Origin of the sequence: Nocardia sp. NPDC005745 (assembly GCF_040630775.1) — a bacterium.
Taxonomy (GTDB): Bacteria; Actinomycetota; Actinomycetes; order Mycobacteriales; family Mycobacteriaceae; genus Nocardia.
Genome location: NZ_JBEXYF010000055.1, coordinates 1 through 26,488, shown reverse-complemented (window position 1 = coordinate 26,488; position 26,488 = coordinate 1). Strand labels below are relative to the sequence as shown.

The window sequence follows — 26,488 nt, the reverse complement described above, 5'->3', positions numbered from 1 at the left end:
GTCGACCTGGCGACGAAGACATCAACACCGCGCCAAACAGGCCCACTACCAGCGAAGACAGGCACAACATAACGAAGTGCGGCTGGAGTACTAGAGCGATCTCTCGATTCCGCGCGCCGCAACCCACATGAATCAAGGGCGCCACCACGGGTTCGGTCGGCCGCGCCTACAAGCTGGTCGGCTACCAGGATTCGATCAGCGGGGCATCCTGCCGGCGCCGCTGCCATTGTTCGGTGAGGCGGCCGAGTCGGCTCGGGGCGGCGATACCGCGTATGCCCGCGATCTTGTCGTCGCGGATCTCCAGAACCGTGACGCCCAGGACCCGGGCGCCGAGTGTGAAGAGTACGGCCGGGCAGCCGTTGATCACGGCGGCATGGACAGCGGGAGAGCCGCCGACGAGTTTGCGTTTGGCCGCGGACGGTTTGAAGCCGGCTCGCACGGCACGGGTGATCTGCCCCGGGTTCAGGTAGCGGATCAGCTTCTCGGCCATGCCTCCTGCGCCGTCGGAGACGCCGCTCGCGTCGTCGGTCAGCAGCGCCACCAGCCGTTCGGTCCGGCCCGAGGAGGCGGCGGCAACGAACGCCTCGACGATTCGGCGCGCGGAGGCCTGATCGACCTCGGTGTGTTTGCCGGCGGCGGCGATTCGACGCCGGGCTCGGTGCGCGTGTTGCTGACTCCCTGCCTCGGTGATGCCGAGAATCTCGGCGATCTCGGCGTGGCTGTACGCGAAAGCTTCACGCAGAACGTAAACAGCTCGCTCGGTCGGCGACAGGCGCTCCATGAGGGTCAGCACCGCCAGGGTCACCGATTCGCGCTGCTCAGCGGTCTCCGCAGGGCCCAGCATCGGGTCGCCGTCGAGCAGCGGTTCGGGCATCCAGGTGCCGACGGCGCGTTCGCGCCGCACCTGCGCCGAACGAAGGCGATCGAGGGCCAGATTGGTGACGATCTTGGTCAGCCAAGCTTCTGGGACCTCGACGTACTCCTGGTCGGCGGCCTGCCACCGCAGGAACGCGTCCTGCACCGTGTCCTCGGCGTCGGCGGCCGAGCCGAGTAGCCGGTAGGCGAGCGAGGCCAGGCGGTTCCGGCTGGCCTCGAAACGCGTCACGGTGGCCGTGTTCATGCGCCCGACCCTATGCGGTGAGCACTTCGGGTGAGCGGTCTCGGTTGGTGGCAGAGCGGTGCCGGCGACTCGGCATTCCGTAGGTCGGTCGGCTGATGGCCCAAGCGCTGGTCGCCACGATCGCCGACTTGACTCGCGCCGCAGGCCTGCCGCACAGGGCCCCGGCCTTCGCGCGCCCGGCACCGTCGACAAGCTGGAAGATCCCGTCCTCACGTCCGAGGCTGATGTGGTTGCCGACATAGCGCAGCGCGGTCGCCTTGATCTTGCGGCCGGTCAGATCCCCGACGATCGTGGCCGCCGCCTGCATGCCGGTGAATCCCGCCGACGCACACGACATCGGCAACGGCCGACCGTTCTCACCGATGACGAAGACGCTGTCACCGGCGACGTAGACATCCGGGTGCGATACCGACCGCATCTGACGGTCTACCGTGATCCGCCCGTCGGCTTCCACCGCGAGACCGCTGGCGGCGGCGATCGGGTGGACGGCGAAGCCCGCGGTCCACACGGTCGCATCCGCGGCGAACACGCTGCCGTCGGCGGCGACGGCCTTCGTCTCCTCGACACGCTCGATCTGGGTGTGCTCGTGGACCGCGATGCCGAATCGATCGAAGGAACGCAGCAGGTGACGGCGCGCCTTCGGACCCAGCCAACCCCCCGGTTCGCCGCTGGTGACCAGGCTGACCCGAAGACCAGGACGGGCTTCGGCGATTTCGGTGGCGGCCTCGATCGCGGTCAGGTTACCGCCGACGACCAGCACCTTCCCGTTCTCGCCCAGCTCATCCAGACGGGCGCGCAGGCGCAGCGCGGACGGCCGTGCGGCCACATGGAAGGCGTGCTCGGCGACGCCGGGCACGCCGTGGTCGGCGGCGGTGCTGCCGAGCGCGTAGAGAAGGGTCTCGTATCCGATCCGGTCGATGCCCTCGCCATCGGCCACCGTGACGGTCCGCCGCGCGACGTCGACGTCGGTGACCCTCGCCACGCGAAGCCGAATTCCGCTGCCCGCGAACACCTCCGCCAGCGGTCGGTGCGGAAGATCGTGCCCCGCGGCGAGCTGGTGCAGGCGCAGCCGCTCGACGAAATCGGGTTCGGCATTGACGACTGTGATCTCGAAATCGTCCGAATGCAGCGTGCGGGCCAGATTTCCGGCGGTGAAGGCTCCGGCGTATCCGGCTCCGAGAACGACGATGCGGTGTTTCATGATTCGCTCCTGTCTGGTTCGCGTGCCTCCTGAACGCGACAGCCCCCGAATTCCTGACAACCATCGAAGTGACTTGCGTCACCAGAGGTCAGGAATTCGTTGCCCTGCCGTCATGTCGACGAACCCCCCGGCAGCGAAGGAGCGGACCTCATGAGCCCCGCCCTGCGGACCGGCTTCGGCCGCTCGGCGCAGCCCTCTGCCCGACCGGCAGCACATACTGCCAGCGGCATCAACTGAACAGGTTGTGATCCGACGTGCCGGCTTCTGGTCGGCCCGGTATCCGTCGATCGGGAGACCGACACCGCGACGAGTGTGACGAGGACGGCCAGCACGACAGCGAATGCCACGCCGATCAATCTGCGCGGAATCGGATCCGTGTTCGGAGTAGGCGGTGGTAGGCCACCGAAGCCGCCGTAGGGTCTGTAGCGCTTCACCGATTCCAATACGTACTCGCTCCCACCCGAATATCGGTCGGTGGTGAAGGAGACGGTCCCGCCGTCTTTACCCCCGGTGTTGCGGTACGCTTCGACTTTCAGATCGCAAATGAGGAGTTGGCGTGTGCTCGCGTCCCACCGGGGCCAGCCGCCGGTTTGCTTGTACTTCTCTTGCACCAGCGGATCGACCATACGCGCGACGAGGAAAACACTTTTCCCGGTGGGATAAATCGCCAATCGGTCGATTTCGCGCCACGAGAAGCGGTGGACGACGCCGACTTTCCGGACCTCGACTCCTCCCGCATCGATCGCCAGTTTGTCGCCGCGACTGAGCATGTAGAAGTGTCCGGCGACGACGGAGACACCGAAGAGCACCGAGAGCAGATCGCGCAGTTCGCCGTGCACGCGGAATACGAACCAGACGAACAACGGGATCGCTGTGCCCGCGATCGCCACGTTGAGATATTTACTGGCGTTCTCTCCGGTATCGGGAAAGACGGTACCGCTCTCGCCCCTGCGATCCGGGACCGATTGGGCGACCAGACCGTCGACGATGCGGATCAGCCTGTCGGTGTCGTCGTCGTACACCTCCGACCTGATCCTGGCCGTGTTGTGCTCGAGCAGATTCCGGATACTCGGCGGCAATTCGCCCGGGTGGGGCAGTCGGGCGTCATCCACCAGAAGAGGGAGTATCACCTTCCCCATACGCAGTGCGGTCTCGATTTCCATGCGTACCGGGTCATCGGGGGCGTGCAACCGGCTCCTGTTGTGGGCGCTGAGCCACTCCGATCCGATGACCACGATGACCACGGCCGACCCGGCGATGGCTTGCACGATCGCCTCACGGAAGGGCACCCCGACATCGATGGAGTCTCTGTCGAAGAAGGTCAGATCGTCCGGAAGCTCCTTTTCGAAAGTAGCTCGAAGCCGGCCGACGAAGTGGTGTGTGCCATCCCTGCGATAGCTGAGAAATATCCGATAGCGATTCACGTACCCCCGGCCTTCCCCCGCAGTAGAGCTGCTACCGAGCCCTCGACACATGGCGAGATATTGAACGGCCATCATTATGGCGTAGCCGAACAGAGAATGTCGGTCGGTGGCGATTTTCCCGCCATTTCTCGAATGCCCGAAACTACATCTGTGTCCCGACCGCGGAGGCGGTGAAGTTACGCCGATCGTCGCTTCTTCACCCGGGTGTGCCCGTCCAGCGAGAGGATGGGCCGGTGTGGCGGATATGCGTGGCAGGGGTGCTGGCAGCCGGTGTCCTGACGGTCGACGTGGCCCGGGGAGCGGCCGATGGTCCGGCCGCGTTCGACCTGCAAGCCCATCGGGGCGGGTTGGGGCTGGTGGCAGAGAATACGTTGCCCGCGTTCGCGAGCGCGTTGGAGCTCGGGGTGAGCACGCTGGAGTTGGACGTGCAGATCACCGCGGACGGCTATGCGGTGGTCACGCACGACCGCGATCCGAATCCGGAGAAGTGCGTGGACACCACACCCGCCGTTCCCGGCGACCCGAAGTTCCCCTATGTCCCGGGAACCACCTACATCCGGGATCTGACCCTGGCTCAGGTCCGGACGATCGACTGCGGTTCGGTGCCGTCCGCCGAGCAACCCGAGCAGCGGAGGGCGCCGGGAGCGCGAATACCGTTGCTTGCGGAGGTTTTCGACCTGGTGCGCGCGTATCGCGCCGATCAGGTGAAGCTGAACATCGAGACCAAGGTCGAGGCAGCCGCCCCCGAGCAGACCGCGCCGCGTGAGCAGTTCGTGGACGTCGTAGTGGCGGAAATCCGCCGGGCGGGAATCGGGCGGCAGGTCACCATCCAGAGTTTCGACTTCGGCACCCTCATACGGCTGCGGGAGGTGGCGCCCGACCTGCCGATCATCGTCTTGACCGATGGTCAGCCGAAGTTGCGTGCGGGCGAACCCGGCGGCTCCCCGTGGCTGGGCGGCATGGATATCGACGACTTCCCTGGATCGTTGCAGGAGAAGTACGTCGCGGCGGCGGCCGCCATCGGCGCCGCCGCGGTCTCACCGGTGCACGGCACTCCGCAGAACGCCGGCGTCAACGCGGCCGACTACCAGCCTTTCACCACGATGGACCTCGTTCGCGCCGCTCACCGCCGCGGCATGCTGGTGGTGCCTTGGACGGTGGACGACCGGCCCACCATGACCGCCCTGCTCGATCTCGGCGTGGACGGCCTCATCACCGATCGGCCGGATGTTCTGCGTGCGCTGCTGTCCGACCGCGGGTATCGGCTGCCACCGGCCTGTCACCGCCCCTGACAGGTACGTCGGCCGGACCGCAGGCGCGGCGTCGATGCCTTCGCATTCGCACGCCGCGCCCGCTCAACGGCCGGACCGCGGGTACCCGTGGTCAAGAAAGCACTTTCAGCAGCTCGTCGGCCACACCCCCGGAGGACGCCGGATTCTGGCCGGTGATCAGAGTGCGGTCCACGACGACCTTCGGGGCCCACGGTTCGCCCTCCCGGAAGTCGGCTCCGATCGCGACGAGCCGATCCTGCAACAGCCACTCGGCCTTGTCCGCGAAGCCCGCCTGGGTCTCTTCGGCGTTGGTGAAGCCGGTCAGGGCATAGCCCGCGAAGATGTTCGCTCCGTTTTCTCCCTCTGCGGCGAGTAGAGCCGCGGGCGCATGACACACCACCGCAAGCGGCTTGCCGGATGCCAGGATGTCGACGAGCAACCGCCCGGAGTCGGCGTCGACGGCGAGGTCTTCCATCGGCCCGTGCCCGCCGGGATAGAACACCGCCGCGTAGTCGGCGAGGTCCACCCCCGCCAGGTCAACGGGGTTGTTCAATTCGGTGCTCGTGCCGATCACGTGCGCTCGCTGGTCGGCGTTCTCCTGACCGCCGTTGGCCTCGGGCGCGAGGCTGCTCTTGTCCACGGTCGGTACGACGCCACCCGGGGTGGCCACCACGATCTCGTAACCCGCCGCTTTCAGTTTCTCGAAGGGCACCACGAATTCCTCGGCCCAGAAGCCGGTCGGGTGCTGGGTCCCGTCGGCCAGCGTCCAGTGATCGGCTCCGGTCATCACGAAAAGGATTTTCGGCATGGTCTGTTGTCTCCTCGTCCGGAACCCGGCCGGCCGGGTTCGGTCATCGAGTCCTGTCACGCTGGTCCGAGTGCTGCCGGACGCCGACCCCGCAGGCCGGGATCGTCAGCGACGACACTGTCGACGGTAGCCTTCCCGATCTTCGGGATACCAAAAGACCGGGTTCGCGGCCATTCCTGTTTCACTTTTCGCGCCTACCCGGCGATGCAGCGGCCCCGATCCGGGAGGTGCTCGCCACACAACGGCACACCTCCCGCCTGACCTGGGGTTGTATTCAGGCCATACTGGACCGGTGACTGAGATGGGACAACGCGAGCGGGAGACTGCACGCAGGATGCTCGGCGGTTGCCCCGATATCGGCAGCTTTCGGTTCTGGTTCGCGGACCAGCGGTGGGAATGGTCCGAGGAAGCCGCCGGGATCTTCGGGTACGCACCGGGCGAGGTCGAGCCGTCCACCGAACTCTTGCAGAGCCACCAGCACCCCGACGACCGCCAGCGGGTCGCCGAGGCCCTCGCCGACGCCATCGAGACCGCGACTCCGTTCTGCACCCGCCACCGGATCATCGACACCGAGGGCGAGACGCACGACGTGATCGTCATCGGCGACCAGCTGTTCGACGAGCAAGGCACTGTGGTCGGCTCCGCCGGTTACTTCATCGACGTCACCGAGACGCTCGAGGGCAACCTCCAGGAAGCCCTCGACGACCTGCTGCCCGACGTGATCGACGCGCGCGCGGTGATCGAACAGGCCAAGGGAATCCTGATGTTCGTCTACGGCGTCAACGCCGATCAGGCGTTCCGGGTGCTGCGCTGGCGCTCGCAGGAGACCAATGTCAAGATCCGCACGCTGGCCGAGCAGCTCGTCGCCGACGTCGTCACGATGGGCGGTGCGCTGGTCCAGCAACGCACCCGCTTCGATCATCTGCTGCTGACCATCCACCAGCGGGTGGCGCCCCCGGAACCCGTCGCGGATTAGCCGACCATCGCTACCGGCCCGGCCATCGTGAAAAACAGGTATACCCCCGGGTCATTCCACCGTCGCTCGACGCGGCAAATCGGGGAAGTCTGGAGCGGAAGTTGCCAGCACCGTTCCGGAGAAGCTCGTATGCACACGAACCATGTGAAGCACAGTCCGAATGCCGTCGGGAGCGGCAGCGCACTGGGCATGGATGACATGCTGATGATCTACCGCTGCGTGCGGTGCGACAAGCTGCTCGCGCCGATAGCGTCCGGATGTACGTCCTGCGGATCCGGCGAGCTCGAGCGTGTGCCCTCGTCGGGTACCGGTTCCGTCGTGTCGTGGCGGGTGGTGGATCGCGCCCCGACCGACAGGCACGGCGAGTTGGTGCCGCTGACGATCGCCATCGTGGAACTCGACGAAGGCCCCTGGGTCTATACATCGCTCGAAGGGGAGATCCCCTCGTCCCCGGGCCGGTCGGTACGCGTGCGATTCCAGCCCCATCCCCCGGAAGGCAGGTTCCCGGTCTTCGAGGTCAGTACCGATTCGCGAAGCCCATCGTGCGCAGCTCCGCCGCATCTTTCTACGCAGGAGTAGTAGTCGCTTCCAGCCACTATCGTGTACTCACTCTTACCGATCGGAATAGTTGAGGAGAACCGACATGGGACGTTTTGTCCCTCGTGCGTTGACCGCGGCGGTGTGTGTGGGATGGGGCGGTATCGGTATGGCCGGCCTCGCGCCGACCGCCGCGGCCGCGCCCTCGATCTACGAACCGAGCATCACCCCGTGCAGTCACCTGTTCACCACCCCGCTCGAACCCGGCCGTCCCGGTACGAGCACCTATTGGAGCCCGTTCGGCACCGCCGACATCGTGTGCTACGACGTCGGTTCGCTGCCGGTGAGCTACTACCAGCGCGACCCGGCGGGACAGTGGCACGTGATGAACCAACTGATCCCGGGCAACTACTTCATCAACATCTTCGGCTACGGCCACCTGCCCGCATAACGGTGAACGCGACCGGGACCACACCCCCTGCGCCGGGCCCGGGTCGCTGATCGGCACCGCGGGTCCGGCAGCTCGGCGAACAAATCGGTTGCTCGACCGGACGGCCTCGTTCGAGTTCCGTCGAGGCACAGGATTTTTCGCCATGTGGCCGATGGCGCGCGTTCGGTCGAGGCGCCGGGCCCGGTAGCGTCGGTGACGTGCAGGATCAGTGCGAGATGCGGCTGTCGCGGCGTTGGCGAGTACTGCTGGTGGTCTGCTCACTCACCATGTTGTTGCCGGTAGTGCTGTTCGTTGCGCCGCCCACGGCCGCTGAGCGCGTCCTCGTGATCGCGCTGGTGGTGTGCCAGGCGGGCGCCGTCTGGTGGATGGACCGCCGGCCCGTTTTCGTCACGATTGTCTCCCTGTTCACGGGAGCGTCGTTGGAACTGCTACACGTTCAAGTGGGGCCGGGCATCGCCCTCATCGTGCTGACGACCTTTTCCTGGCTGCGCCCGGCCCGCACGTCGTTGTGGGGCCTTGCCGTGGCGGTGTTGTTCTTCGCGCTCGCGGCGGGGACCGCCGGGCAGTGGTCGGACGCCCTGCTGTGGTCCGGCGCCGCCCTGCTGGCCTGGAGCTGGGGCGCGCTGGGACGCGCCAGATCCGCCCAGAGGGACGCCGAGGCCCGGCGTCTGGTCCAGCAGGAACGTGCCCGCATCACGCGCGAACTGCACGACGTGCTCGCTCACACAGTGTCGCTGATGGTGCTTCAAGCCGCGGCGGCCGACGACGTTTTCGACACGCATCCGGACAAAGCGCGAGAGGCCGTCGCCGCCCTGGAGTCCGTCGGCCGACAAGCCCTCGGCGAAGTACGCCGGTTGCTCGAGGTGATCGACCGGGAACCGGCCGTTTCCGCGCCTGGACTGAAGGATCTGGACAGGCTGGTGGAGTCGATGTCGCGGGCGGGAGTCGAGGTGGTTGTGAACCGGCACGGAACGGACGGCACCGCTGTCGCGCCGAGGGTCACCGAAACCGCCTACCGGATCGTCCAGGAATCTTTGACCAACGTCCTGCGCCACGCGAGTACCGATCGAGCCGAGGTCGACGTCCGGATCGCCGCCGGGCAACTCATGGTGGCGATCACCGACAACGGCGGCGGTAGCCGGCTCGATCATGGCAACGGTCGGGGACTCGACGGCATGCGCCGACGCGCCGCCGAGCTGGGCGGACGATTCGAGGCAGGCCCTTCCACTGCTGGTGGCTTCCGCGTCGCGGCATGGCTTCCGGTCCGGTCGTAGCCGATATGAGCAGGTTTCTCCGACTTTCGACAGAGGCGAATACACCCCTGTGAGGTGATGTTCCCCGGGCGGCCACAGGAAACACTGGAGTCACGTCATACGGGATCCCGTGACGTGAATGCTCAGCGAAACAAGGAGTCGACCGATGCAACAGCAGGAATGGCGGGGGACGGTTGTCGAGAAGTCGCGCGGGTTGTTCGACGGGGCGAACCTGTACCGGCGCTTGACCATCCGGCTATCGGACGGCAGTACCGTGAAGGTCCGGGTCGACCGGAAACTGTGGAAGGCAGTGCGAGCCGGTGATTCGGTGACCAAGCACGTGGGAGCCGATCCGGTGAAGGACTGACGCGCCCGCAGGCCGGATTCGCACACTCGGAGGATTGGATGCTCGCCATGAACCGGCCGCCGCGACAGGCGGGCGCCCGGCAGACCGGACGGCGGCGGGGATGACCGTCACCGTACTGGTCGCCGATGACCAGGCTCTGGTCCGCGCCGGGCTCCGGATGATTCTGCAAGCACGCGAGGACATCCGGGTCGTCGGCGAGGCCCGGGACGGGGAGGAAGCGGTACATCTGGCCGTGCAGACACTGCCCGACGTCGTGCTGATGGATCTGCGGATGCCGCGCGTCGACGGAGTGCAGGCGACGCAACGCCTTTCCGCGTCCCAGCACAGACCCGCGGTCATCGTCCTGACCACCTTCGACGAAGACGAGCTGATGTACGCGGCGCTGCGCGCCGGCGCGGGCGGGTTTCTACTGAAGGACGCCCGGCCCGCCGAACTGGTCGAGGCGATACGGGTGGTGGCCTGCGGTGAGGCACTACTCGCGCCGCGGGTGACGCGCAGGCTGCTGGATCGGTTCGTCGCCGATGTCCGCCCGGAGACAGCGGCGATGCCGGATCTCGCCGATCTCACAAATCGAGAGGTCGAGGTCCTCACCCTCATCGCGCAAGCGGCCTCCAACGCCGAGATAGCGGCGAAACTGGTTGTCACCGAAGGCACGGTGAAGACCCATGTCTCGGCGATCCTGCGCAAACTCGGCCTGCGGGATCGGGTGCAGGCGGTGGTGCTCGCCTATGACATCGGCCTGGTCCGGCCCCGGCGTTCCTCGAGTACGTGACGCCGGGGCAGTGGTCGCTGCGGCCCGCGTTGCTCAGCCGATGCTCGCCGATTCTTCCGCGCGAAGCGCGGCGATCGTCGCACGCAGGGACTCCGCGGTAGGTGTCGGTTCGATGCCGAAGGCCGCGGTCGCGGCGGAAGAATCGATGACGAACGGGCGATCGAACTGGTAGCGCAACTCGCGCATCTCGCGAGCGTTGGGATCGAACAACCCCGCGGCCCACAGCATCGCGGTGGGCATCCGGCTCACGCGCGCGGGCGGCGCGGTCGCCACCGTCGCGGCGAGTCCGGCCAGTTCGCGGATGGACATGGGCGGCGCGGTCGGCGTGTGCCATGCTCGGCCCCACGCACTTTCGTCGGCGGCGACCGCGACCAGCGTGCGAGCGGTGTCACCGACGTCGGTCCAGCTGTGCGCGGCGTCCGGATCGGCGGGGAACTGCGCCCGGCGCCCCGAGAGCACGGCGGGCAGCGCCACCATGGTGAACGCCGATTTCGCTCCCGCGCCGAGGTAGTCCGATCCGCGCACCTCGGCGGCGCGGACACGGCCGGCCTCGTGCGCGGCCAGTGCCTCGGCCCATATTTCCGCCCGAACCCGCCCCTTCACGCTGTTGGGGCGCAGTGCGTGCCACTCACTGATCGGGCCGTCGACCGGTCCGTAGCCGTACAGGTTTCCGACGCTGAGCAGCGCGGCGCCGGTCGCTTCCGCCGCCCGCAACGCGGCGGCGGCCAGCGGCGGAAAGTCGGTCGCCCAGCGATGATACGGCGGCTGAGCGCACTGGAAGACGACCTCCGCGCCCTCGCAGTGCCGGATCAATGCCCCGGAATCGGCGGCGTCGGCGGCGACGCGCTCGATCAGCGGGTGGTCCGGACCGCTACCGCGCCGTGTGATCACGCGCACCCGCTTGCCGCGTGCGGCGAGCAACTGGGCCGTGGCCGTTCCGACCGGACCGGCTCCGATGACGACGTGCAGGGACATGGCATTCCAACCTGTCTGACGCTCTTGATAGAGAACACTGCTCTCTAATTGACAACTCGAGCCTAAGCCAGAACACCTATCCGAGTCAAGAACAGTGTTCACATTCCGTGCAGACGTTCTCTTCCCCGTCCTTTGTTCCCTACACTGGGAGGAATGTCCGCCCAGTCACTGCGCGCCCGCGTCCGCTCCGAGATGATCGAGGAGATCAAGGCGGCCGCGCGCAAACGGTTGGCAGTGGACGGCGCGAACTTGTCCCTGCGCGGAGTCGCCCGGGACATGGGGATCGTCGCCTCGGCGCTCTACCGGTACTTCCCGAGCCGCGACGACCTGCTGACCGCGTTGATCATGGAGGCCTACCAAGCGCTCGCCGCCGAAGCGGAAGCCGCGGATACGAGGCTGCCTGCCGCCGATCTGCGCGGCCGGTGGATGGCGGTGTGCTCGTCCGTGCGGGACTGGGCGCAGGCTCATCCGGCCGAATACGGCCTGCTCTACGGCAGTCCGGTGCCCGGATACGACGCCCCGGACGACACCGTGGCCCCCGCCGCGGCCGTGGTCTTCCGGCTTGTCGCCATCGCGCAGGACGGTGCGAAAAAACTGACGCCGCCGCCGCTTTCGTCCGCGCTGCCCGCACCCGTGCACGCCGACCTGCGCAGGCTGATCGAGCAGCAGCCCTCCGACCTGCCCGAGGACGTGCTCGACCGGGTCTTCGTGGCGTGGACCCAGCTGTTCGGCCTGCTCAACTTCGAGGTCTTCGGCCGGCTGAACGGCATCATCGGTGCCCGCGCCGACTACTTCGCCCACCACATGAACGTGATGGCCGATCTCGTCGGCCTGCCGTAACCCCGGATTCCGGCTCTCACGACGTACTGCGCACCGTCGCGAACGTACCGGCCCCAAAGGAACGGGCTCCACCTGCCCCCGACCGGCTCACCTGCGGCGATCACCTGGCGGCGTGTCCGCACCGGAGGGCGGCTACCGCGAGCCGGGCAGCGCTACGGTGACAGCACCGAGATTCTCCGCGTTCCATTCGCCCGACGAAAATCACTCATTCGTGGAGGAACATTGCCGAGCTCGTTCACTCGCAGGGGTTTTCTCTCCAGTGCGGCCACCTCGGCGACGGCCGCGGCCGCCGTCTCGACCGGAGCCGCTCCAGGCAGAGCGCGTGCCGACACCGATCCGGACAAGCCGAACATCCTGGTGATCATCGTGGATGAGATGCGGACGCCCGTGTGGTTTCCCGATCAGCGGACGTTGGACACCGTCCTGCCGAACATCGCCCGGATCCGCCGGGGCAGTGTGTCGTTCGAGAATCACTACACGGCGGCCAACGACTGCACGCCCGCTCGCGGCTGCCTGCTGACCGGCCTCTACGCGCAGCAGACCGGGGTCATGGTCGTGTCGGAGTCGACCTTGTCGCCCCTGTTCCCGACGTGGGGATCCATGCTGCGCGACCACGGCTACGACACCACGTACTGGGGCAAGTGGCATCTCGGCAGCTACCCGGATCGCACCCCGGGCGCGCTGGAAGCCTACGGTTTCCACGGCGGCACCTATCCCTCCCCGAACGGCGCGCCGGGGCAGGGGCTGCAAGCGGACCCGAAGATCGTCGACCAGTTTTCCGACTGGTTCCACAACGATTCCGGCGCCGCGCCATGGTGTACGACGGTGTCGCTGGTCAACCCGCACGACATCCAGTGGTGGCCGCGCTGGACCCGGCGCGACCAGTTCAACGCCGACATCCCGCGGTGGATGAACGAATTGCCGCCCAATTTCGAATCCCTCGAACAGCTCTCGCGTAAGCCGCGCCTGCAGATGGCGCTGGTCGAGGTCTCGGCGGTGGCGTTCGGGGTGGCGCCCTACGGGACACCGGAAGCCATGCAGGCCTGGATCGAGATGCGCAACCTGTATCTGTGGGCGCAGCAGCAGGTCGACATCCAGATCGGTCGCGTGCTCGACACCTTGCAGTCCCGTCCCGACGTCGCCGCCAACACCGTCGTCGTCTTCACCTCCGACCACGGCGATTACGCCGGCTCCCACGGCCTGCACGGCAAAGGCGGCGCCGCCTACGACGAGGCGCTGCGGGTGCCGCTCTACATACACGACCCGCGCGGATACCTGAGCCCGGTGGACGGCACGACCACCAGGGACCAGCTCACCTCCAGCGTCGACTTCACTCCCCTGCTGCTCACCATCGGCACCGGCGGCAACGAATGGCGCGGCGACGGACGCTACGAACATCTCAGCGGACGCTTCGACATCGCCGCGCTCTGCCGCGACGCGGGCGCGGCGGGCCGCCCGTGGGTCGCGCACACGACCGACGAGGCGTCGATCGAGGAAGCCGCGATCCTGTTCAACCAGGACGCCCCCGGCCACGTCGCGATGGTGCGCACCGCCGAGGCGAAGTTCGCGTCCTATTCCCAGTGGGTGCACGGCCGGATCCAGATCGATCCGGCGCGCGAGCAGGAGTTCGAGCTCTACGACTACAGCACCGACGGCGGCCGGCTCGAACTCGACAACCAGGCGGCGACCGGGAATCCGCTGCGCGGCGAGATGGAGCCGCTGCTCGACAACGTCATCCGCACCGAGATCCAGCAACCGCTGCCGCCGTATCTGCGGGCCGCCCAGGACGAAGGCATCGGCGACTACATTTCGGCGCAGACCAACATCCTGGTGCAAGCCGAACGGATCGGCAACGCCCTGCTGGATGCCGTGCCGAAGCCGTCCTGACTCCTACAGCAGGCCCCGTAATCGCAGGTCCGTCGCGTATTTCTCGATGAGTTCCCGGGATATCCGCGGAATATCGTGCTCGGCGCCGATTTTCGCGGCTCGGACGGCGGAGCGGAACCTCTCCGCGGGAAGTGCCGAGCCGCGAACGGCTGGGGCCGGTCGCCGATACGCGTGCAGCAAGGGCAGGACGGAGGCCTGGCGCTGCCATTCGGGGAGCGCCCGCAGGGCGGTCTCGAACCGGGTGAACCACTCCTGGTAGTCGGCGATCCGCTCGATCCGGTGGCCCGCGGCGATCAGCCAATCGACGAACTCGTCGAGCGAGCGGCCGTCGTCGTGCGGGTTGAGCACATCGAAACTCTGGAAGCCGGTGGCGGCCGTCGCGCCGAGGGTGGTGATCGCGTCCGCGGTGAAATCGGCGGGCAGGCCGTCGTAGTGGGCGCGCGAGCGGTTGCCGTCGGCGTCGGTGCGGTAGAAGGAGAACGGCGCGATCCCCGTGACGATCAGGCTCAGCAGCAGCCGGGTGAAGATATCCGGCACATTGAGCTGGCCGGCGTAGCGCCGGTCGGCGAGGATCATGTCCGACCGGAACACCGCCACCGGCAGTCCGCACAGGTCGTTGGCCTCGCGCAGCAGCACCTCACCCGCCCACTTGCTGTTGCCGTAGCCGTTGGCGTAGCTGTCGTCCACCGCACGGACCGGGCTGATCTCGCGGATGTCCCCGTCCTCGGCGAAGACGGCCGGATCGATCTGCGCGGCCACGGCGACCGTGGACAGGTAGGTGAACGGCTTGAGCCGCGTGGTGAGGGCCAGGCGGATCAACTCGGCGGTGCCGACCACGTTCGGGCCGAACAGTTGCCGGTACGGCAGCACGTGATTGACCAGCGCGGCGGGATGCACGATCAGGTCGACGCGGTCGGCCAGCCGATCCCACGTCCGATCGTCCAGGCCGAGGTTCGGCTCCCCGATATCGCCGGGGATCACCTCGAGATGCGCGGCGGCCAGCTCGCGGAATTCCCGGACCAGCGTGGGATCTCCGGTGTCGAAAGCGCTGTCGAGGCGTTGGCGCGCCGCGGCGGCGTCGGAGCCACGGACCAGGCAGACGAGTGTGCCCGCGGTGTCGTGCATCCGCCGCAGCCACTCCAGGCACAGGAAACGCCCGAGATAGCCGTTCGCGCCGGTGAGCAGCACCGTCCGCTCGGTCTCCGTGGGGCGCGGCAGCGACGGCGCCGCGGCGAGCGTGCGGGCGTCGAGGAACTTGTCGAGCGTCAGATCAGCGGCACGTACCTGCGGCCCGGCACCGTGCACCGTGGTGTACGTGGCGCCTCGTCCGCCCGAGACACGCACGGCCGCGATGTAATCCGCCACCTCGCGCAGATTGTTGGCCGGGCTGATCACCACCGACACCGGCACCTCGACATCGAAGATCTCGTGCAGCAGGTTCGACAGCGACAGCGCCGACAGCGAATCGCCGCCGAGATCGGTGAAGTGCGCGTCGGGACGCAGATCGGCGTCCGCGCAGCCCAGCACGGCCTTCGCCGCGCGGCCCACCGTCTGGAGCACGGGCAGATCGACCGCGGTGCGGCGCAGATCGAGCAGTTCGTTCGCCTGCCCGGCGTCCAGGTCGGCGTACAGCTGCTGCAAGCGCGGCTCGTACCGCTCTCTCAGCTTGGGGCGAAGCAACTTTCCGATGCCCGACAGCAAACCGTTGGCGGTGGTGAACGGCTCTGGCTCGATCAGGAAATCGCGCGGGATCTCATAGGATTGCAGTTCGGCGTCCTTGGCGAGCTGTCGCAGCGATTCGCTCAGCGCCGTCTTCATCTTCTCGAGGTCGCCCCAGCCGAGCACGTCCTCGGTGGGCACGATCACGGCCAGGAGATACGCACGTTCGCTGCTGCCGTACACGAAGATCTGGTGGATCAGCGGACTGGTCGCATACACCGCCTCCAGGTGCGAGACCGCGACGAATTCGCCCTGGGAGAGCTTCAGCACGTTGTTGCGCCGATCGACGTAGACCAGGCGATCCGGGGCGAGTTCGGCGACGATGTCGCCGGTCTTGTAGAAGCCCTCGTCGTCGAAGATCTCGGCGGTGAGCTCCGGCCGCTTGTAGTAGCCGGAGATCAGGGTGGTGCTCTTCAGCAGCAACTCACCCCGCGGATGCGGTTTGTCGGTCCGGAAGTAGCCCAGCTCGGGGACGTCGGCGAGCTTGTAATCGAGCACCGGCGGCCGCTGCACCCGTTCGTCGATGACGACGACGCCGCCCGCCTCGGTGGACCCGTACCCGTCGTGCAGTTCCAGCTCGAGCACCGACTCGACGAACGATTTCATCTCCGCCGACACCGGGGCGCTTCCGCAGATCGCCATGACCATGCGTCCACCGAGGAAGTGTTCGCGCAGTTCGGTTTTCACCTGCGCTTCCAGCGCGGCCCGGTCGACGCCCGGCCCGTCGCGCCGATCCACCTCACCCTGGAAGCGCTGGAAGATCATGTCGCACACCCGTGGAACGAAGAACAGCTCGGTGGGCCGCGCCAGCGCGATGTCGTCGAAGAGCGTGGACATATCGCTCTCGGCGGTGAAATAGGCGGTGCCGCCGCGGGCCAGCACGCCGGTCAGCGATCCGCGACCGGCCACGTGGCTCATCGGCATGTAGTTGAGGTTGATCGCGGCGAGATCGCGCCGGTTCACCCATCCCTTGGCGACCAGCCGCTGGGAGTACATCGCCCCTTTGGGGGTTCCGGTGCTGCCAGAGGTGTAGATCAGCAGCGCCAGCGGGTCGGCACCCGGCTCGGCGGCGAACAGCGGCGCGGGCGGCAGCGACCGGCCTCGCGCGAGCACCTCGTCGAGCGGTTCCACGAGCACGGAGCTGCCCGCCTCGGCCAGGCGGGCGCGGGCCGCGTCGAACGCCGAGCGCTGGTCGTCGTCTCCCGGGTGGTAGTCGAAGACGATCAGCCGTCGCGGCCCGGCCTGCGACAGCGCACACGTCACCGCGGCGTCGAGCAGCTCCGGCGTCGCGGCGAGTACCCGCGGCGCGGTCTCCTCGACGATCGCCGACAGCTGGGCGACCGGCGCACTGGATTGCAGCGGAACCGCGACCAGCCCCAGATGGACGCAGGCCAGGTCGAGAGTGGTGTAGTCGCTGCTGGTGAAGCCGAGAATGCCCACGAAATCGCCGGCTCGGAGCGGCTCGCGCGCATCACCGTGCCATGCGGCGGCCACGGCGCGCACGCGCTCCCACAGCTCGCCGTAGGTGATCGTGTCGAACTCCGGCAGCAGGCTCAGCGTCGTGCGGCCGGTCTCGCCGGTGCGCAGTTCGGTCGCGCGCGTGCCGAGGGCCGGCCGGTCGGCGTAGCCGACCATGACCGTCTCGACGATCTGGGCGAGCCCCGCGCCGGGCTCGCGAAGCTTCTCGGCGACCTCCGCACGCGGGATGGCGTTGCGAATGTCGTCGTTTTCGGCGTACAGCCGGGTGATGCGGCGCATGAGCCGCTCCCCGCTTGTTTCGAGTGCCACGACGACCTCCTTCGTCCGGGAACGCGCGTTCACCAAACACGTTAGCTCGCCTAAGTACTTCGAGCGGACGATAGCGGAGGCAAGTGTCTGTGACACCGGACACATTGCCGGATATGTCCCAAATCGTCCGGTATTCCCTTGCGGCGCACGCTCAGCCTGGTGCTGCCGGTACCAGTGTCAACGGGCTCCTGTTACCGGTGCCCGGCGCACCGCATGCTCGGAGCATGACACAGACCATATCGCCGGGTCCGGCGGCGGCAACGACGCCCGCCGCCGCTCCGGCCGCCCCACCCGCCGCGCTGGGAGCGCGGCGGTCGCTCGCCGTCCTGGCCGTCATCCTCACCGGCCAGTTCATGGCGGTGCTCGATTCCTCCATCGTCAACGTCGCGATCCCCTCCATCCGGGGTTCGCTGCACACCAGCGGCGCGGCCCTACAGCTGATCGTCGCGGGCTACGTCATCGCGTACGCCGTCCTGCTGGTCACCGGCGCGCGGCTCGGCGACCGGTTCACCCAGCGCCGCACGTTCGTCGCCGGACTGGCGCTGTTCACCCTCGCCTCGCTGGCTTGCGGACTGGCCTGGAACGAGACCTCGCTGATCGTCTTCCGGTTCGCCCAGGGCGTCGGCGCGGCCGCGATGGTGCCGCAGATCATGACGCTCATCCAGCGCACCTTCACCGGTCATGCCCGCGCGCGGGCGCTGAGCGTCTACTCGGCCATCATCTCCGGCGGCATGGTCGCCGGGCAGGTGCTGGGCGGACTGATCGTCAACGCGGACCTGTTCGGCAGCGGCTGGCGCGGAGTGTTCCTGGTGAACGTGCCGATCGGCGTCGCGCTGCTGGTCGCGGCGCCGCGCATACTGCCGCCCTCGGCCCGGCGTCTGGAGCGGCGGCTCGACCTGCCCGGGCTCGCCACGCTCACCGCCTCGGTGCTGTTGCTGGTGCTGCCCCTGGTGCTCGGGCGCGAGCTGGATTGGCCGATGTGGTCGTGGATCGCTCTGATCGCCAGTGTCGTCGGCTTCGCACTGTTCGTGGTGATCGAGCGAATCGTCGCCTCCCGTGGCGGCGAACCCCTGTTCGCGCGGGCGGTTCTCACCGCACCGGGTCTGATCTCCGCGGCCGTCGCGTTGTTCGTCATCATGGCGACCTTCGGCGGCTGGATGTTCGTCATGGCGATCCACTTGCAGAGCACGCTCGGCTACAGCGCCCTGCACGCGGGCCTGCTGTTCGTCCCGCTCGGCGTGACCTTCGCCGTCGCCAGCCTGAACTGGGAGCGCATCCCGGCTCGTTTCCACCCGGCGATGATCCCGCTGGGGCTGGTTCTCGGCGCGGCGAGCATGGTAACCCTCGGCGCGTTGCTGCGCGACGGCGCCGAGGTCGGTCCGCTCGCGCTGACACTGCTCGGCTTGTGCGGCGCGGGCAACGGCATCGCGTTCAGTCCGCTCATGACCCGCACGCTGGCCAAGGTCCCGACGACTTCGGCCGCGGACGCCAGCGGCATCCTGGTGACCAACGTGCAACTGGGCATCGTGGTCGGGATCGCCACCTTCGGCTCGCTGTTCCTCGGCCTCGCGGGCAGCACGGTGACCAGCGCGGCGCACGCGCTGGGCGGCACCGCGATCGCCGAGGGCAGCACGGTCCTGGTGGCGGCGGCTTTCGCGGCCCGCGCCGCGCGGTAGCCGGCCCGCCGTTCGACAACCTTCGAATCATCGCGAGTCAAACCATCGCGAATCGCCGTCGCCGCCGCGCATCCTCACCAGTGGGTGCGCCGTCGGTGGCCCGAGCCGGATCGTGCCCGGCTCGGGCCACCGCTCCCGGCGGCGGCTCGATGGCTCGCGGGACGAAAGAAGGTGTCGGATGGGCGTTTTCGCACTCGGCGTAGAACTCGACGGAGAGGGGTACCGCCCCGGGGCATGGCGGCGAGCCACGCACGCACCCGACCGCCTACTCACCGCGGACACCCTTCGCTCGCGGGTGACCGCCGCCGAGAACGCCGGATTCACACTGGCCACGTTCGCCGACTCGATCCGGCCGGAGCGCGACATTCCCGGTCGCATCGACGCGGTGACCCGGGCGTCTTTCGTGGCGGCCACGACCAGCACGATCGGCCTGGTTCCCACCGTGGCCACCACCTACGCCGAACCGTTTCACACGGCATCGCAGGTAGCGTCGCTGGATTACGCCTCGCGCGGGCGGGCGGGATGGATCGCCGAGCGCGTCGACGACCCGCGCGCCGCTGCCACCTGGGGGCGCAGGCCGGTAGTAGGCGACGCCGACCTGGCTCGCGAACAACGCGATTCGATCGAGGTGGCCCGTCGCCTCTGGGACTCCTGGGAAGACGACGCGGTGATCCGCGACTACGCCAGCGGACGTTTCCTGGACCGGAACAAGCTGCACTACATCGATTTCCAGGGCGAGACCTTCTCGGTGAAGGGCCCGGCCATCGTGCCGCGCCCGCCACAAGGTCAGCCGGTGGTGTTCGGCGCCGAAGGCCCGGTCGACGTCCGGTTCGTCGCCGCCGATTCCATTGCGACGGCCGTCGAGGCGGCGGCCGCGGCGCGCTCGGCCGGGGATTCGCTGGTCTTCGCCGAGGTCGAGGTCACCCTGGATGTCTCCGATCTTCCTGCCGCGCAGCGATTCGGCGAAGCCTCCGCTTCGCCCGGCCGACTCGGGTTCTCCGGTTCGGCTCGCGGATTGACGGATCTGCTGACCGAACTCAGCGCCCACCTCGACGGCGTGCGGCTGCACCTCGCGGTGATCGACGAGGACCTGCCCGTGCTCGCGCGCGAGGTCCTGCCCGCCCTGTTGCGCACCGGGGTAGCGCATCGCCCTGTTCCCGGTTCGACGCTGCGCGCCAACCTCGGCCTGACCCGCCCCGCCAACCGCTACGCGACCACACGCTGATCGTCAGGAGATCGTTTCCGTGACCGACTTCCCGCGCCCCGACGCACAAGTGCACTTCGGCGTCTTCTTCCAGGGCGTGAACCACACCACGATCTGGTCCGACCCGTCCAGCGGCTCGCAGATCGATTTCGAAACCTTCCGCCGGGTCGCGCAGACCGCCGAGCGCGGCCTGTTCGACGCCTTCTTCCTCGGTGAGGGCCTGCGCCTGCGCGAACAGGACGGCTCGATCCTGGAACTGGATATCGCGGGCCGCCCCGACGCGATCACCCAACTCGCCGCGCTGGCGGGCATCACCCGGCACATCGGTCTGGTGGCCACCCAGAACACCACCTACAACGAGCCCGCCGACCTGGCTCGCAAACTCAGCGGCCTGGATCTGCTGTCCGGCGGTCGCGCGGGCTGGAACGCGGTCACCACGGACAACGCGTGGACCGGCGAGAACTTCCGGCGCGGCGGATTCCTCGATCACGCGCTGCGTTACGAGCGCGCCGCGGAGTTCGTCGCGACGGTACGGGCGATCTGGGACGCCTGGGACGACGGCGCGGTCGCCACCTCGCAGCACAGCCCCTCGTGGGCGCGCGCCGAGGCCATCCATCCGGTCGTGCGCACCGGCCCCCACTTCGACGTGACGATCACCCCCACGCTGCCGCGCAGCGCCGGAGGCCATCCGGTGATCTTCCAGGCAGGCGACTCACCCGCCGGTCGCGATTTCGCCGCTGCGCATGCCGATGTCATCTTCTCCAGGCACGGAACGCATTTCGACGACGCACTCGCCTTCGCCACCGACATCCGCGCACGCCTGCGCGCGGCGGGCCGCCCGGACGACGACATCCGAATTCTGCCCGGCACGCAAATCATCCTCGCGGAGAAGGAATCCGAGGTGGAGGAAAAGGTGCGCTGGGTGAAGAACGGCCAGTACACCGGCCAGACCGCTCTGTCACTGGCCGGTCAGATCTGGGGCCGCGACCTGTCCGGACTCGACCCGGACGGCCCGCTGCCCGCGGACGATCCCCAGCCACGACCGATCTCGGAAACCCGGGGCGCCCCACGCTCCGGACAGGACCCGCTCACCATCGCCCGCGAATGGCGAGCCAGGGCCGAGGCGGAGAACCTCTCCCTACGGGAAGTGGTGATCGCCTCTACCGAACGCTCCGGCTTCGCCGGCACCCCGGCCCAGGTCGCCGACGAACTGGCCCGCTGGGTCCGCCACGGGGCCACCGACGGCTTCAACATCTCCCCCTACCTGGTCCCCACCGGCCTGGACGAGATCGTGGATTGGCTCGTCCCCGAACTCCAGGATCGCGGCGTCTACCGCACCGAGTACACCGGCACCACCCTGCGTGACCACCTCGGCTTACGCGAGCCCCTCACCCGGCGATCCTGACGCGAAGCACGACGCGTCAGGGGGATCGGACCCCGAAGTGATCACCAGCCGAATGTCGAGACGGGTTCGCACCTGATGATGTGCTGCACGGCTGTCCGGCAGTTTCACCCGCTTCCAGCTGGCCGGACGGCCGGTGCCAAGCGCCGTCCTCGAAACCCGGTGTTCTGCCGCTTCCCGAACAACAGTTCATCGCCGCGATTCAGCAGCAGATGGACATCACCGAAGACCTTGTGGCGCTCCAGACTCGCTCGGTGACCGCAGTCAGTGAGTAACGCGTGCAGAGTGATCTTTTGCCTCGAATCCATCTGCCGGACAGGTACTCCGCTGGTTTCTGGATGGAGCGAACCGAGCCCGTATGCATCGAAAGCTCGATAGAATTGCCTCCGCCGTCCGAGCGCATGGCCGGGTGCCGGAGGTAGGCGAGTTCATGGGCCTGCTTGCAAACCGGTGATGCACGGGGTGGGAGCGGTCGGTGTCATGGCTGCCGCCGTCTTATCGCCTTGCCGATCAGCCCCCGCGCTGCTTCACCGACCACTGCCTGTTTGATGAGCGTCTGGAACACCTGCTCATAGGGGATGAGTTCCCGCCGTTGGGTGATGGTCTGTTCACCTCAAATCGTCTCGACGTGCGCCACCTTGCGATCGAAGATGACAAAGTTCGTCGGTGGCACCTACAATCGGTGTCCTGACTGTCGCAAACCGGCGGACACCAAGCGAGGACGGCCAAAAGCGGCCCCAAACCCGAGACGATTCACCGGGGTGCACCTTGCTACCATCCCTACCCGCCTCTGACTGACTGGTTGTGGAGTATCTTCCTGTCGTCGTCCGATGCTATCCTCGCCATACATCAGACCCGACACTCACAGCCACCACAAGGATCCGATCCACGAATGGGTAGCTACACCGTCGTCATCACCCCGCACCATGCCGAGGCCGGTGCAACAAACATCTCCGCCCCCCAGCTCACCATCGAGGTCGAGGACAGTCGTCCGGAACCACGGGTCACCGGAATCGCAATCAGCACAGAGGGTTCGACCGGATTAACCCCCCAGGCCCTGACCGATATCGATATCGTAGCCATCGTCAAAGCACTCGCCTCACGGTTCGTCCCACACGTCGAGAACCTTGAACCGGCCCGACTTGCGGCTGCTCCCGTACAGTCGAAATCCTCCGCGGTGGGTTCCGCACCAGCTCTAGCCGGTCAGGCCCGCGATCCCGTCGCGATCGCGCCGTCCGACGGGTCGATGACACTGTTCGACGGTAACGGCGCCGCCAGCGGAAGAGCCTACCGACGAATGCCGGATGCTGATGAATTACGTTCGCAGTACCAACAACTCGGCACTGTGACAGCTCTGGCCAGACACTACGGCGTACCACGCCATACGGCTCAAGGATGGATGGGTCGGCTGCGCAAGTTGGACCAGCCCGGCCACGCCGGCAGCGTTTCCAGTAGCGACCAGACCTCCACCCCTCGAACGGACGCACAGGAATGACCGAAAGTTACATCATCACGATATCCGACGGGCAGACAGGGGCCGCTCTTGTGACGGCAAGAGCGGAGATCGACGCTTCGGGTACCCGCTTGACTGAAGTGCGCTCAGGAGCCGTCGACAAGTTCGTTCCGGAAGCATTGGCGCACATTGATTTCCCGCTGTTGATTCGCACCGCAAACATCCTGTCTGGGATGAACCCGAATCCGGTTGCACAAAAACAAGATGCAGAATCAGATGACATTCCGCCTGATACCGCCGCAACCGGTCAGGTTTTTGTGCCTCCCGATCCCGTTGTCAGTCGGCGTGCTGCTCATAAGGACTCAGTAGGCCCGTCACGAACACAGAAGCGCAGCATGCCCGATGATTTTGGGGTGGCCTACTGGAGACTTGGCAGCATTTCCAAGGTTGCTCGACATTACGACGTGCCCCATCACATCGCTCAGGATTGGATCAGGTCCTTGCAACAGCAAGGGAAACTCGCCAACCCGTGGCCGAAGAAGAAGGAGCGCTCAGCACGGCCGCAATAGCGTTCCCTACCGAGAACTACGCCAGCTTCCGCAGTCGGCGGTCTTCGTGGCACGTGCGTGATGGTCGAGATTCGTTGTCTGACCTGAGCACTGCGTGGTGGCTGCTGATGACGCCAGTGCGCTGCCATGGTCTCAGCGTCATCCTTGCGGACCGACCGATTCACGCACCGGAACTCCTGCGGCCGAACCCAGTGGACTGCCTGTTCACACAGTGCACCGCGGCTGCGGCGATAGCTGTAACCGGCCAGCCTCCTGAGACTGACCGCTTTCAGCGCTGCGTCGCAACGATCTGCTAAGCCTTCCCGATTTTCTCCTGAAGCCACGAATCAAGTATTTCTCGCCCGAGTTCGTCGCTTATGATCGAGCATTTAACAGCGTTGGTCACAGCCTCTCGCACGGAACGGCTCGCGATATCCATTTTGACATCGGCGAACAGGTTATGGCACGACACGTGGTCGGTGCGGCCGAATTCGAGGTTGAACGGCTCGACCGTCACTATCGAATCGATCGTCGAATCACATCCGATCTCGATCAGCGCTAGTTCGACGCTGTCATCCAATAGTCGAATTACGGTACCGTACGCGCCATACAGATATGACCTGCCATTGCAAGCGCCAACTACAGTGACAGCGTCGCCTATTTCTAGCGGCCAGCCGAGTCGATCAAACAAGAGATTTCCTTTAATCATAATTGCAACTGTAGTCCGACGTGTTCCGACAGAACCACAGCCTTGTCGAAACCTGGACCGCGGTTCCACGAGAAATACCCTGGTGCGGGCCGAGGAGTGCCGCCGACTGCTGCGATACCTGCGAATGCTATCGGCCGGTCCCGGCGACTCAATTACAACCCGTTCGTGCCAACACTACCCAAGACCAGCCGATATCTTTTCGATGCTTCGTGGTCAGCTGCCGACTCGGTTCGAGGTGATCTCGGACAGGATCTGACTCATCGAATCGATCAGTTTGCCGCTTTCTCCGATCAAATAGAAATGGCCTCCCGGATACGTATGCAGTCTGAATTGACCAGACGTGTGCAGCCTCCAGTCGTTGGCTTCGTCGACACTGACACGTGGATCGTCGACGCCGATATGAGCATATACTGGAACAGTCACGCGAGATTCTGGATCGGGTCGATAGGTCTCCACCGCGCAATAGTCTGATCGGATCACAGGCAACAGCGACGACATGAGATCGGAGTCATTGAGCAGGCGCTGATCGGTCCCTTCCATTCTGATAATCTCGGCCAACAAGCCGCGGTCGTCCAGGAGATGAACTTTTTTCTCTTCCCTGAAGCGCGACGGGGCACGTCGCCCAGACACAAACAGCGCTACCGGATCTGTCCCGATAGCCTGTAATCGAAGTGCTACCTCGTAGGCAATCAGCGCTCCCATACTGTGACCGAAAAGCGCCAGCGGTCGATCTGTCCAGGCCTTGAGCTGCGTGGCTACAGCGTCCGAGATTTCCGCTATGTTGCTGATCGGCGGCTCCGATCGGCGATCCTGCCTTCCCGGATATTGGATCGACAGAACCTCACAGGCCGGCGAGAGCGCTCTCGATACGGGAAGGAAGAAACTGGCGGAACCTCCGGCATGCGGAAGACATACTAGCCGCACGCTCGGATCCGGTGACGGATTATAGCACCGCACCCACAGGCTCGAATCATCGTGGTCGTCCATAGTCTGTTGCCCCCTACTCATCTTCACATCCATTCATTTCGAGCATCGACCGCCGCAATCCGTAACGCATCAGCGTTCGACATCTATCCCACACTCTCAACCAAATCAGAACACCACTCTTCGATAATCTCGGCCACAACCGGGGCATCGACCGTAAGGATTGAATAATGATCAGCCTCGACCGTACGGACGGTTTGAGAGGAGGACCAAGGTTCCGCCAGCACATATTCCGGATCTCCACCCGACAGCTTAACGCGGAGGAGCGGTTTCGCACACTGGATGAACAGCACGCTCGCATCAAGGGGAGAAGCGTCGCATTCATCAAGAAGATCTAGCCATACCGCTGATGCGGTCAGGTTTTCGCTACTAATCTTCCAGAACTCCGACTCTTTGTTCAGGGTATTGTTCAAGAAATGTTCTGGCTGGATTTCTCTCGCTTGTTTCATCTCAAAGCTGTCAAGAAGAGCAACGCCGACGAGATTCGGTGCTCCAGCCGCCTCGAACCTACTTGCCACCGCATGTGCGAGTACCCCACCGGAGGAGAATCCCGCCAAAACAAACGGTTCCCCGTTCGCGACAGATTTTACTGCCACAACCAAGTCGTCAATGCCGTCAGACAGTGAACTTGGAACAAGCTCGCCCTCCCGAAAGCCCGGCAGTGCGATGCTGGAAACCTTTCTGTGACCTCTGAATTGCTTGGCTATCGATGCATGTTGATGCACTCCGCTGGTCAATGTCGGGGTGGTTAGGAAAATCAACTGCGGCGCTCGATTACCACTGCTGAGCTCCGCACGTACAGTTGCCCGAGAATTTGCCTCGGTAAATTTGAACGACGACCGCAGAAGTCCAGCAGTACGACTTAGGCTAATGCCCTCGTTCAGCCTGCCGGATTCGACTGCCCTCCTGTACAGCGACACAAGCGACAGGTCGGGATCGCTGACATTTACGTCTCGATCCATCAAAACTCGACGTTCCGACCATTGCTGATCAAGTTCGATCAGAATCTGATTCACCAAATCCGACATCGTCGGGTAGTCGAAGACCAGGGTGGCCGGTAGTCGCAGCCCGGTAACAGTGTTGAGGCGATTGCGGACTTCCACCGCGGTCAGCGAATCGAAAC

The 26,488-nt window shown here is 66.1% G+C and carries 24 protein-coding genes and 1 pseudogene; 15 read left to right on the top strand and 10 right to left on the bottom strand.

Annotated features, from left to right (window positions below; translation table 11 throughout):
• Positions 1–181: 181 nt before the first annotated feature.
• The 4 genes and pseudogenes from ABZ420_RS34295 to ABZ420_RS34280 all read right to left on the bottom strand — a co-directional run.
• Entirely contained in the window at positions 182–1,120 is a 939-nt protein-coding gene (locus ABZ420_RS34295) for a sigma-70 family RNA polymerase sigma factor (RefSeq protein WP_357131836.1), read from the bottom strand.
• 10 nt (positions 1,121–1,130) lie between these two features.
• The gene (locus ABZ420_RS34290; RefSeq protein WP_357131834.1) at positions 1,131–2,321 is read right to left on the bottom strand and encodes an FAD-dependent oxidoreductase; all 1,191 of its coding nucleotides are present in this window, start codon (positions 2,319–2,321) and stop codon (positions 1,131–1,133) included.
• A gap of 110 nt (positions 2,322–2,431) precedes the next feature.
• Positions 2,432–3,343, bottom strand: coding sequence for a hypothetical protein (locus ABZ420_RS34285; RefSeq protein WP_357131844.1), 912 nt, complete (start codon positions 3,341–3,343; stop codon positions 2,432–2,434).
• Between the two features lie 66 nt (positions 3,344–3,409).
• Positions 3,410–3,796, bottom strand: a pseudogene (locus ABZ420_RS34280) (toll/interleukin-1 receptor domain-containing protein); the annotation flags it as partial.
• 197 nt (positions 3,797–3,993) lie between these two features.
• On the opposite strand from ABZ420_RS34280, the gene ABZ420_RS34275 reads away from it, so the two are divergent.
• On the top strand, positions 3,994–5,037 hold the full coding sequence (locus ABZ420_RS34275) for a glycerophosphodiester phosphodiesterase family protein (RefSeq protein ID WP_357131831.1): 1,044 nt from the start codon (positions 3,994–3,996) through the stop codon (positions 5,035–5,037).
• A 91-nt stretch (positions 5,038–5,128) separates the two neighbouring features.
• Here ABZ420_RS34275 and ABZ420_RS34270 read toward each other — a convergent pair whose 3' ends face one another.
• A complete protein-coding gene (locus ABZ420_RS34270; protein WP_357131828.1) occupies positions 5,129–5,824 on the bottom strand; it encodes a type 1 glutamine amidotransferase domain-containing protein in 696 nt (231 codons plus the stop codon).
• Positions 5,825–6,125: 301 nt separating this feature from the next.
• On the opposite strand from ABZ420_RS34270, the gene ABZ420_RS34265 reads away from it, so the two are divergent.
• The 6 genes from ABZ420_RS34265 (at position 6,126) to ABZ420_RS34240 (ending at position 10,180) form a co-directional block, all read left to right on the top strand.
• A complete protein-coding gene (locus ABZ420_RS34265; protein ID WP_357131841.1) occupies positions 6,126–6,800 on the top strand; it encodes a PAS and ANTAR domain-containing protein in 675 nt (224 codons plus the stop codon).
• A gap of 129 nt (positions 6,801–6,929) precedes the next feature.
• Positions 6,930–7,379 carry an OB-fold domain-containing protein gene (locus ABZ420_RS34260; protein ID WP_357131825.1) on the top strand — a complete coding sequence of 150 codons (450 nt, stop codon included), beginning with the start codon at positions 6,930–6,932 and terminating at the stop codon, positions 7,377–7,379.
• Between the two features lie 64 nt (positions 7,380–7,443).
• Positions 7,444–7,788 carry a hypothetical protein gene (locus ABZ420_RS34255; RefSeq protein ID WP_357131822.1) on the top strand — a complete coding sequence of 115 codons (345 nt, stop codon included), beginning with the start codon at positions 7,444–7,446 and terminating at the stop codon, positions 7,786–7,788.
• Positions 7,789–7,985: 197 nt separating this feature from the next.
• Positions 7,986–9,062, top strand: coding sequence for a histidine kinase (locus ABZ420_RS34250; RefSeq protein WP_357131819.1), 1,077 nt, complete (start codon positions 7,986–7,988; stop codon positions 9,060–9,062).
• A 145-nt stretch (positions 9,063–9,207) separates the two neighbouring features.
• Positions 9,208–9,408: a hypothetical protein gene (locus ABZ420_RS34245; RefSeq protein ID WP_357131816.1), complete on the top strand. Its 201-nt coding sequence runs from the start codon at positions 9,208–9,210 to the stop codon at positions 9,406–9,408.
• A 100-nt stretch (positions 9,409–9,508) separates the two neighbouring features.
• Positions 9,509–10,180: a response regulator transcription factor gene (locus ABZ420_RS34240; RefSeq protein WP_357131813.1), complete on the top strand. Its 672-nt coding sequence runs from the start codon at positions 9,509–9,511 to the stop codon at positions 10,178–10,180.
• Between the two features lie 33 nt (positions 10,181–10,213).
• Here the strand turns inward: ABZ420_RS34240 and ABZ420_RS34235 are convergent, their stop codons facing one another.
• Complete coding sequence (locus tag ABZ420_RS34235) at positions 10,214–11,155, bottom strand: NAD-dependent epimerase/dehydratase family protein (RefSeq protein WP_357131810.1); 942 nt, start codon at positions 11,153–11,155, stop codon at positions 10,214–10,216.
• A 153-nt stretch (positions 11,156–11,308) separates the two neighbouring features.
• Between ABZ420_RS34235 and ABZ420_RS34230 the strand changes: the two genes are divergently transcribed.
• On the top strand, positions 11,309–11,995 hold the full coding sequence (locus tag ABZ420_RS34230) for a TetR/AcrR family transcriptional regulator (protein WP_357131807.1): 687 nt from the start codon (positions 11,309–11,311) through the stop codon (positions 11,993–11,995).
• Between the two features lie 222 nt (positions 11,996–12,217).
• Positions 12,218–13,882 (top strand): sulfatase-like hydrolase/transferase, encoded by a 1,665-nt coding sequence (locus ABZ420_RS34225; protein WP_357131804.1) that lies wholly within the window; start codon positions 12,218–12,220, stop codon positions 13,880–13,882.
• Positions 13,883–13,885: 3 nt separating this feature from the next.
• Here the strand turns inward: ABZ420_RS34225 and car are convergent, their stop codons facing one another.
• The gene (gene car, locus ABZ420_RS34220) at positions 13,886–17,359 is read right to left on the bottom strand and encodes a carboxylic acid reductase (protein ID WP_357131838.1); all 3,474 of its coding nucleotides are present in this window, start codon (positions 17,357–17,359) and stop codon (positions 13,886–13,888) included.
• 254 nt (positions 17,360–17,613) lie between these two features.
• Between car and ABZ420_RS34215 the strand changes: the two genes are divergently transcribed.
• The 6 genes from ABZ420_RS34215 to ABZ420_RS34190 all read left to right on the top strand — a co-directional run bounded on the left by ABZ420_RS34215 (position 17,614) and on the right by ABZ420_RS34190 (position 23,693).
• Positions 17,614–19,065 (top strand): MFS transporter, encoded by a 1,452-nt coding sequence (locus tag ABZ420_RS34215; RefSeq protein ID WP_357131801.1) that lies wholly within the window; start codon positions 17,614–17,616, stop codon positions 19,063–19,065.
• Positions 19,066–19,243: 178 nt separating this feature from the next.
• Entirely contained in the window at positions 19,244–20,290 is a 1,047-nt protein-coding gene (locus ABZ420_RS34210; RefSeq protein ID WP_357131798.1) for an LLM class flavin-dependent oxidoreductase, read from the top strand.
• A 19-nt stretch (positions 20,291–20,309) separates the two neighbouring features.
• The gene (locus ABZ420_RS34205; RefSeq protein WP_357131795.1) at positions 20,310–21,674 is read left to right on the top strand and encodes an NtaA/DmoA family FMN-dependent monooxygenase; all 1,365 of its coding nucleotides are present in this window, start codon (positions 20,310–20,312) and stop codon (positions 21,672–21,674) included.
• 472 nt (positions 21,675–22,146) lie between these two features.
• Positions 22,147–22,362, top strand: a complete 216-nt coding sequence (locus ABZ420_RS34200; protein WP_357131792.1) for a hypothetical protein — start codon at positions 22,147–22,149, stop codon at positions 22,360–22,362.
• A 201-nt stretch (positions 22,363–22,563) separates the two neighbouring features.
• Positions 22,564–23,166: a hypothetical protein gene (locus tag ABZ420_RS34195; RefSeq protein ID WP_357131789.1), complete on the top strand. Its 603-nt coding sequence runs from the start codon at positions 22,564–22,566 to the stop codon at positions 23,164–23,166.
• Positions 23,163–23,693, top strand: coding sequence for a hypothetical protein (locus tag ABZ420_RS34190; protein ID WP_357131786.1), 531 nt, complete (start codon positions 23,163–23,165; stop codon positions 23,691–23,693). The genes ABZ420_RS34195 and ABZ420_RS34190 overlap by 4 nt, the downstream gene beginning before the upstream one ends.
• 292 nt (positions 23,694–23,985) lie before the next feature.
• On the opposite strand, the gene ABZ420_RS34185 is transcribed toward ABZ420_RS34190, so the two are convergent.
• The 3 genes from ABZ420_RS34185 to ABZ420_RS34175 all read right to left on the bottom strand — a co-directional run.
• Positions 23,986–24,381 (bottom strand): hypothetical protein, encoded by a 396-nt coding sequence (locus ABZ420_RS34185; protein ID WP_357131783.1) that lies wholly within the window; start codon positions 24,379–24,381, stop codon positions 23,986–23,988.
• A 213-nt stretch (positions 24,382–24,594) separates the two neighbouring features.
• Positions 24,595–25,401 carry an alpha/beta fold hydrolase gene (locus tag ABZ420_RS34180; protein ID WP_357131780.1) on the bottom strand — a complete coding sequence of 269 codons (807 nt, stop codon included), beginning with the start codon at positions 25,399–25,401 and terminating at the stop codon, positions 24,595–24,597.
• A gap of 50 nt (positions 25,402–25,451) precedes the next feature.
• A partial coding sequence (locus ABZ420_RS34175; RefSeq protein ID WP_357131777.1) for a thioesterase domain-containing protein occupies positions 25,452–26,488 on the bottom strand: 1,037 nt, incomplete at its 5' end.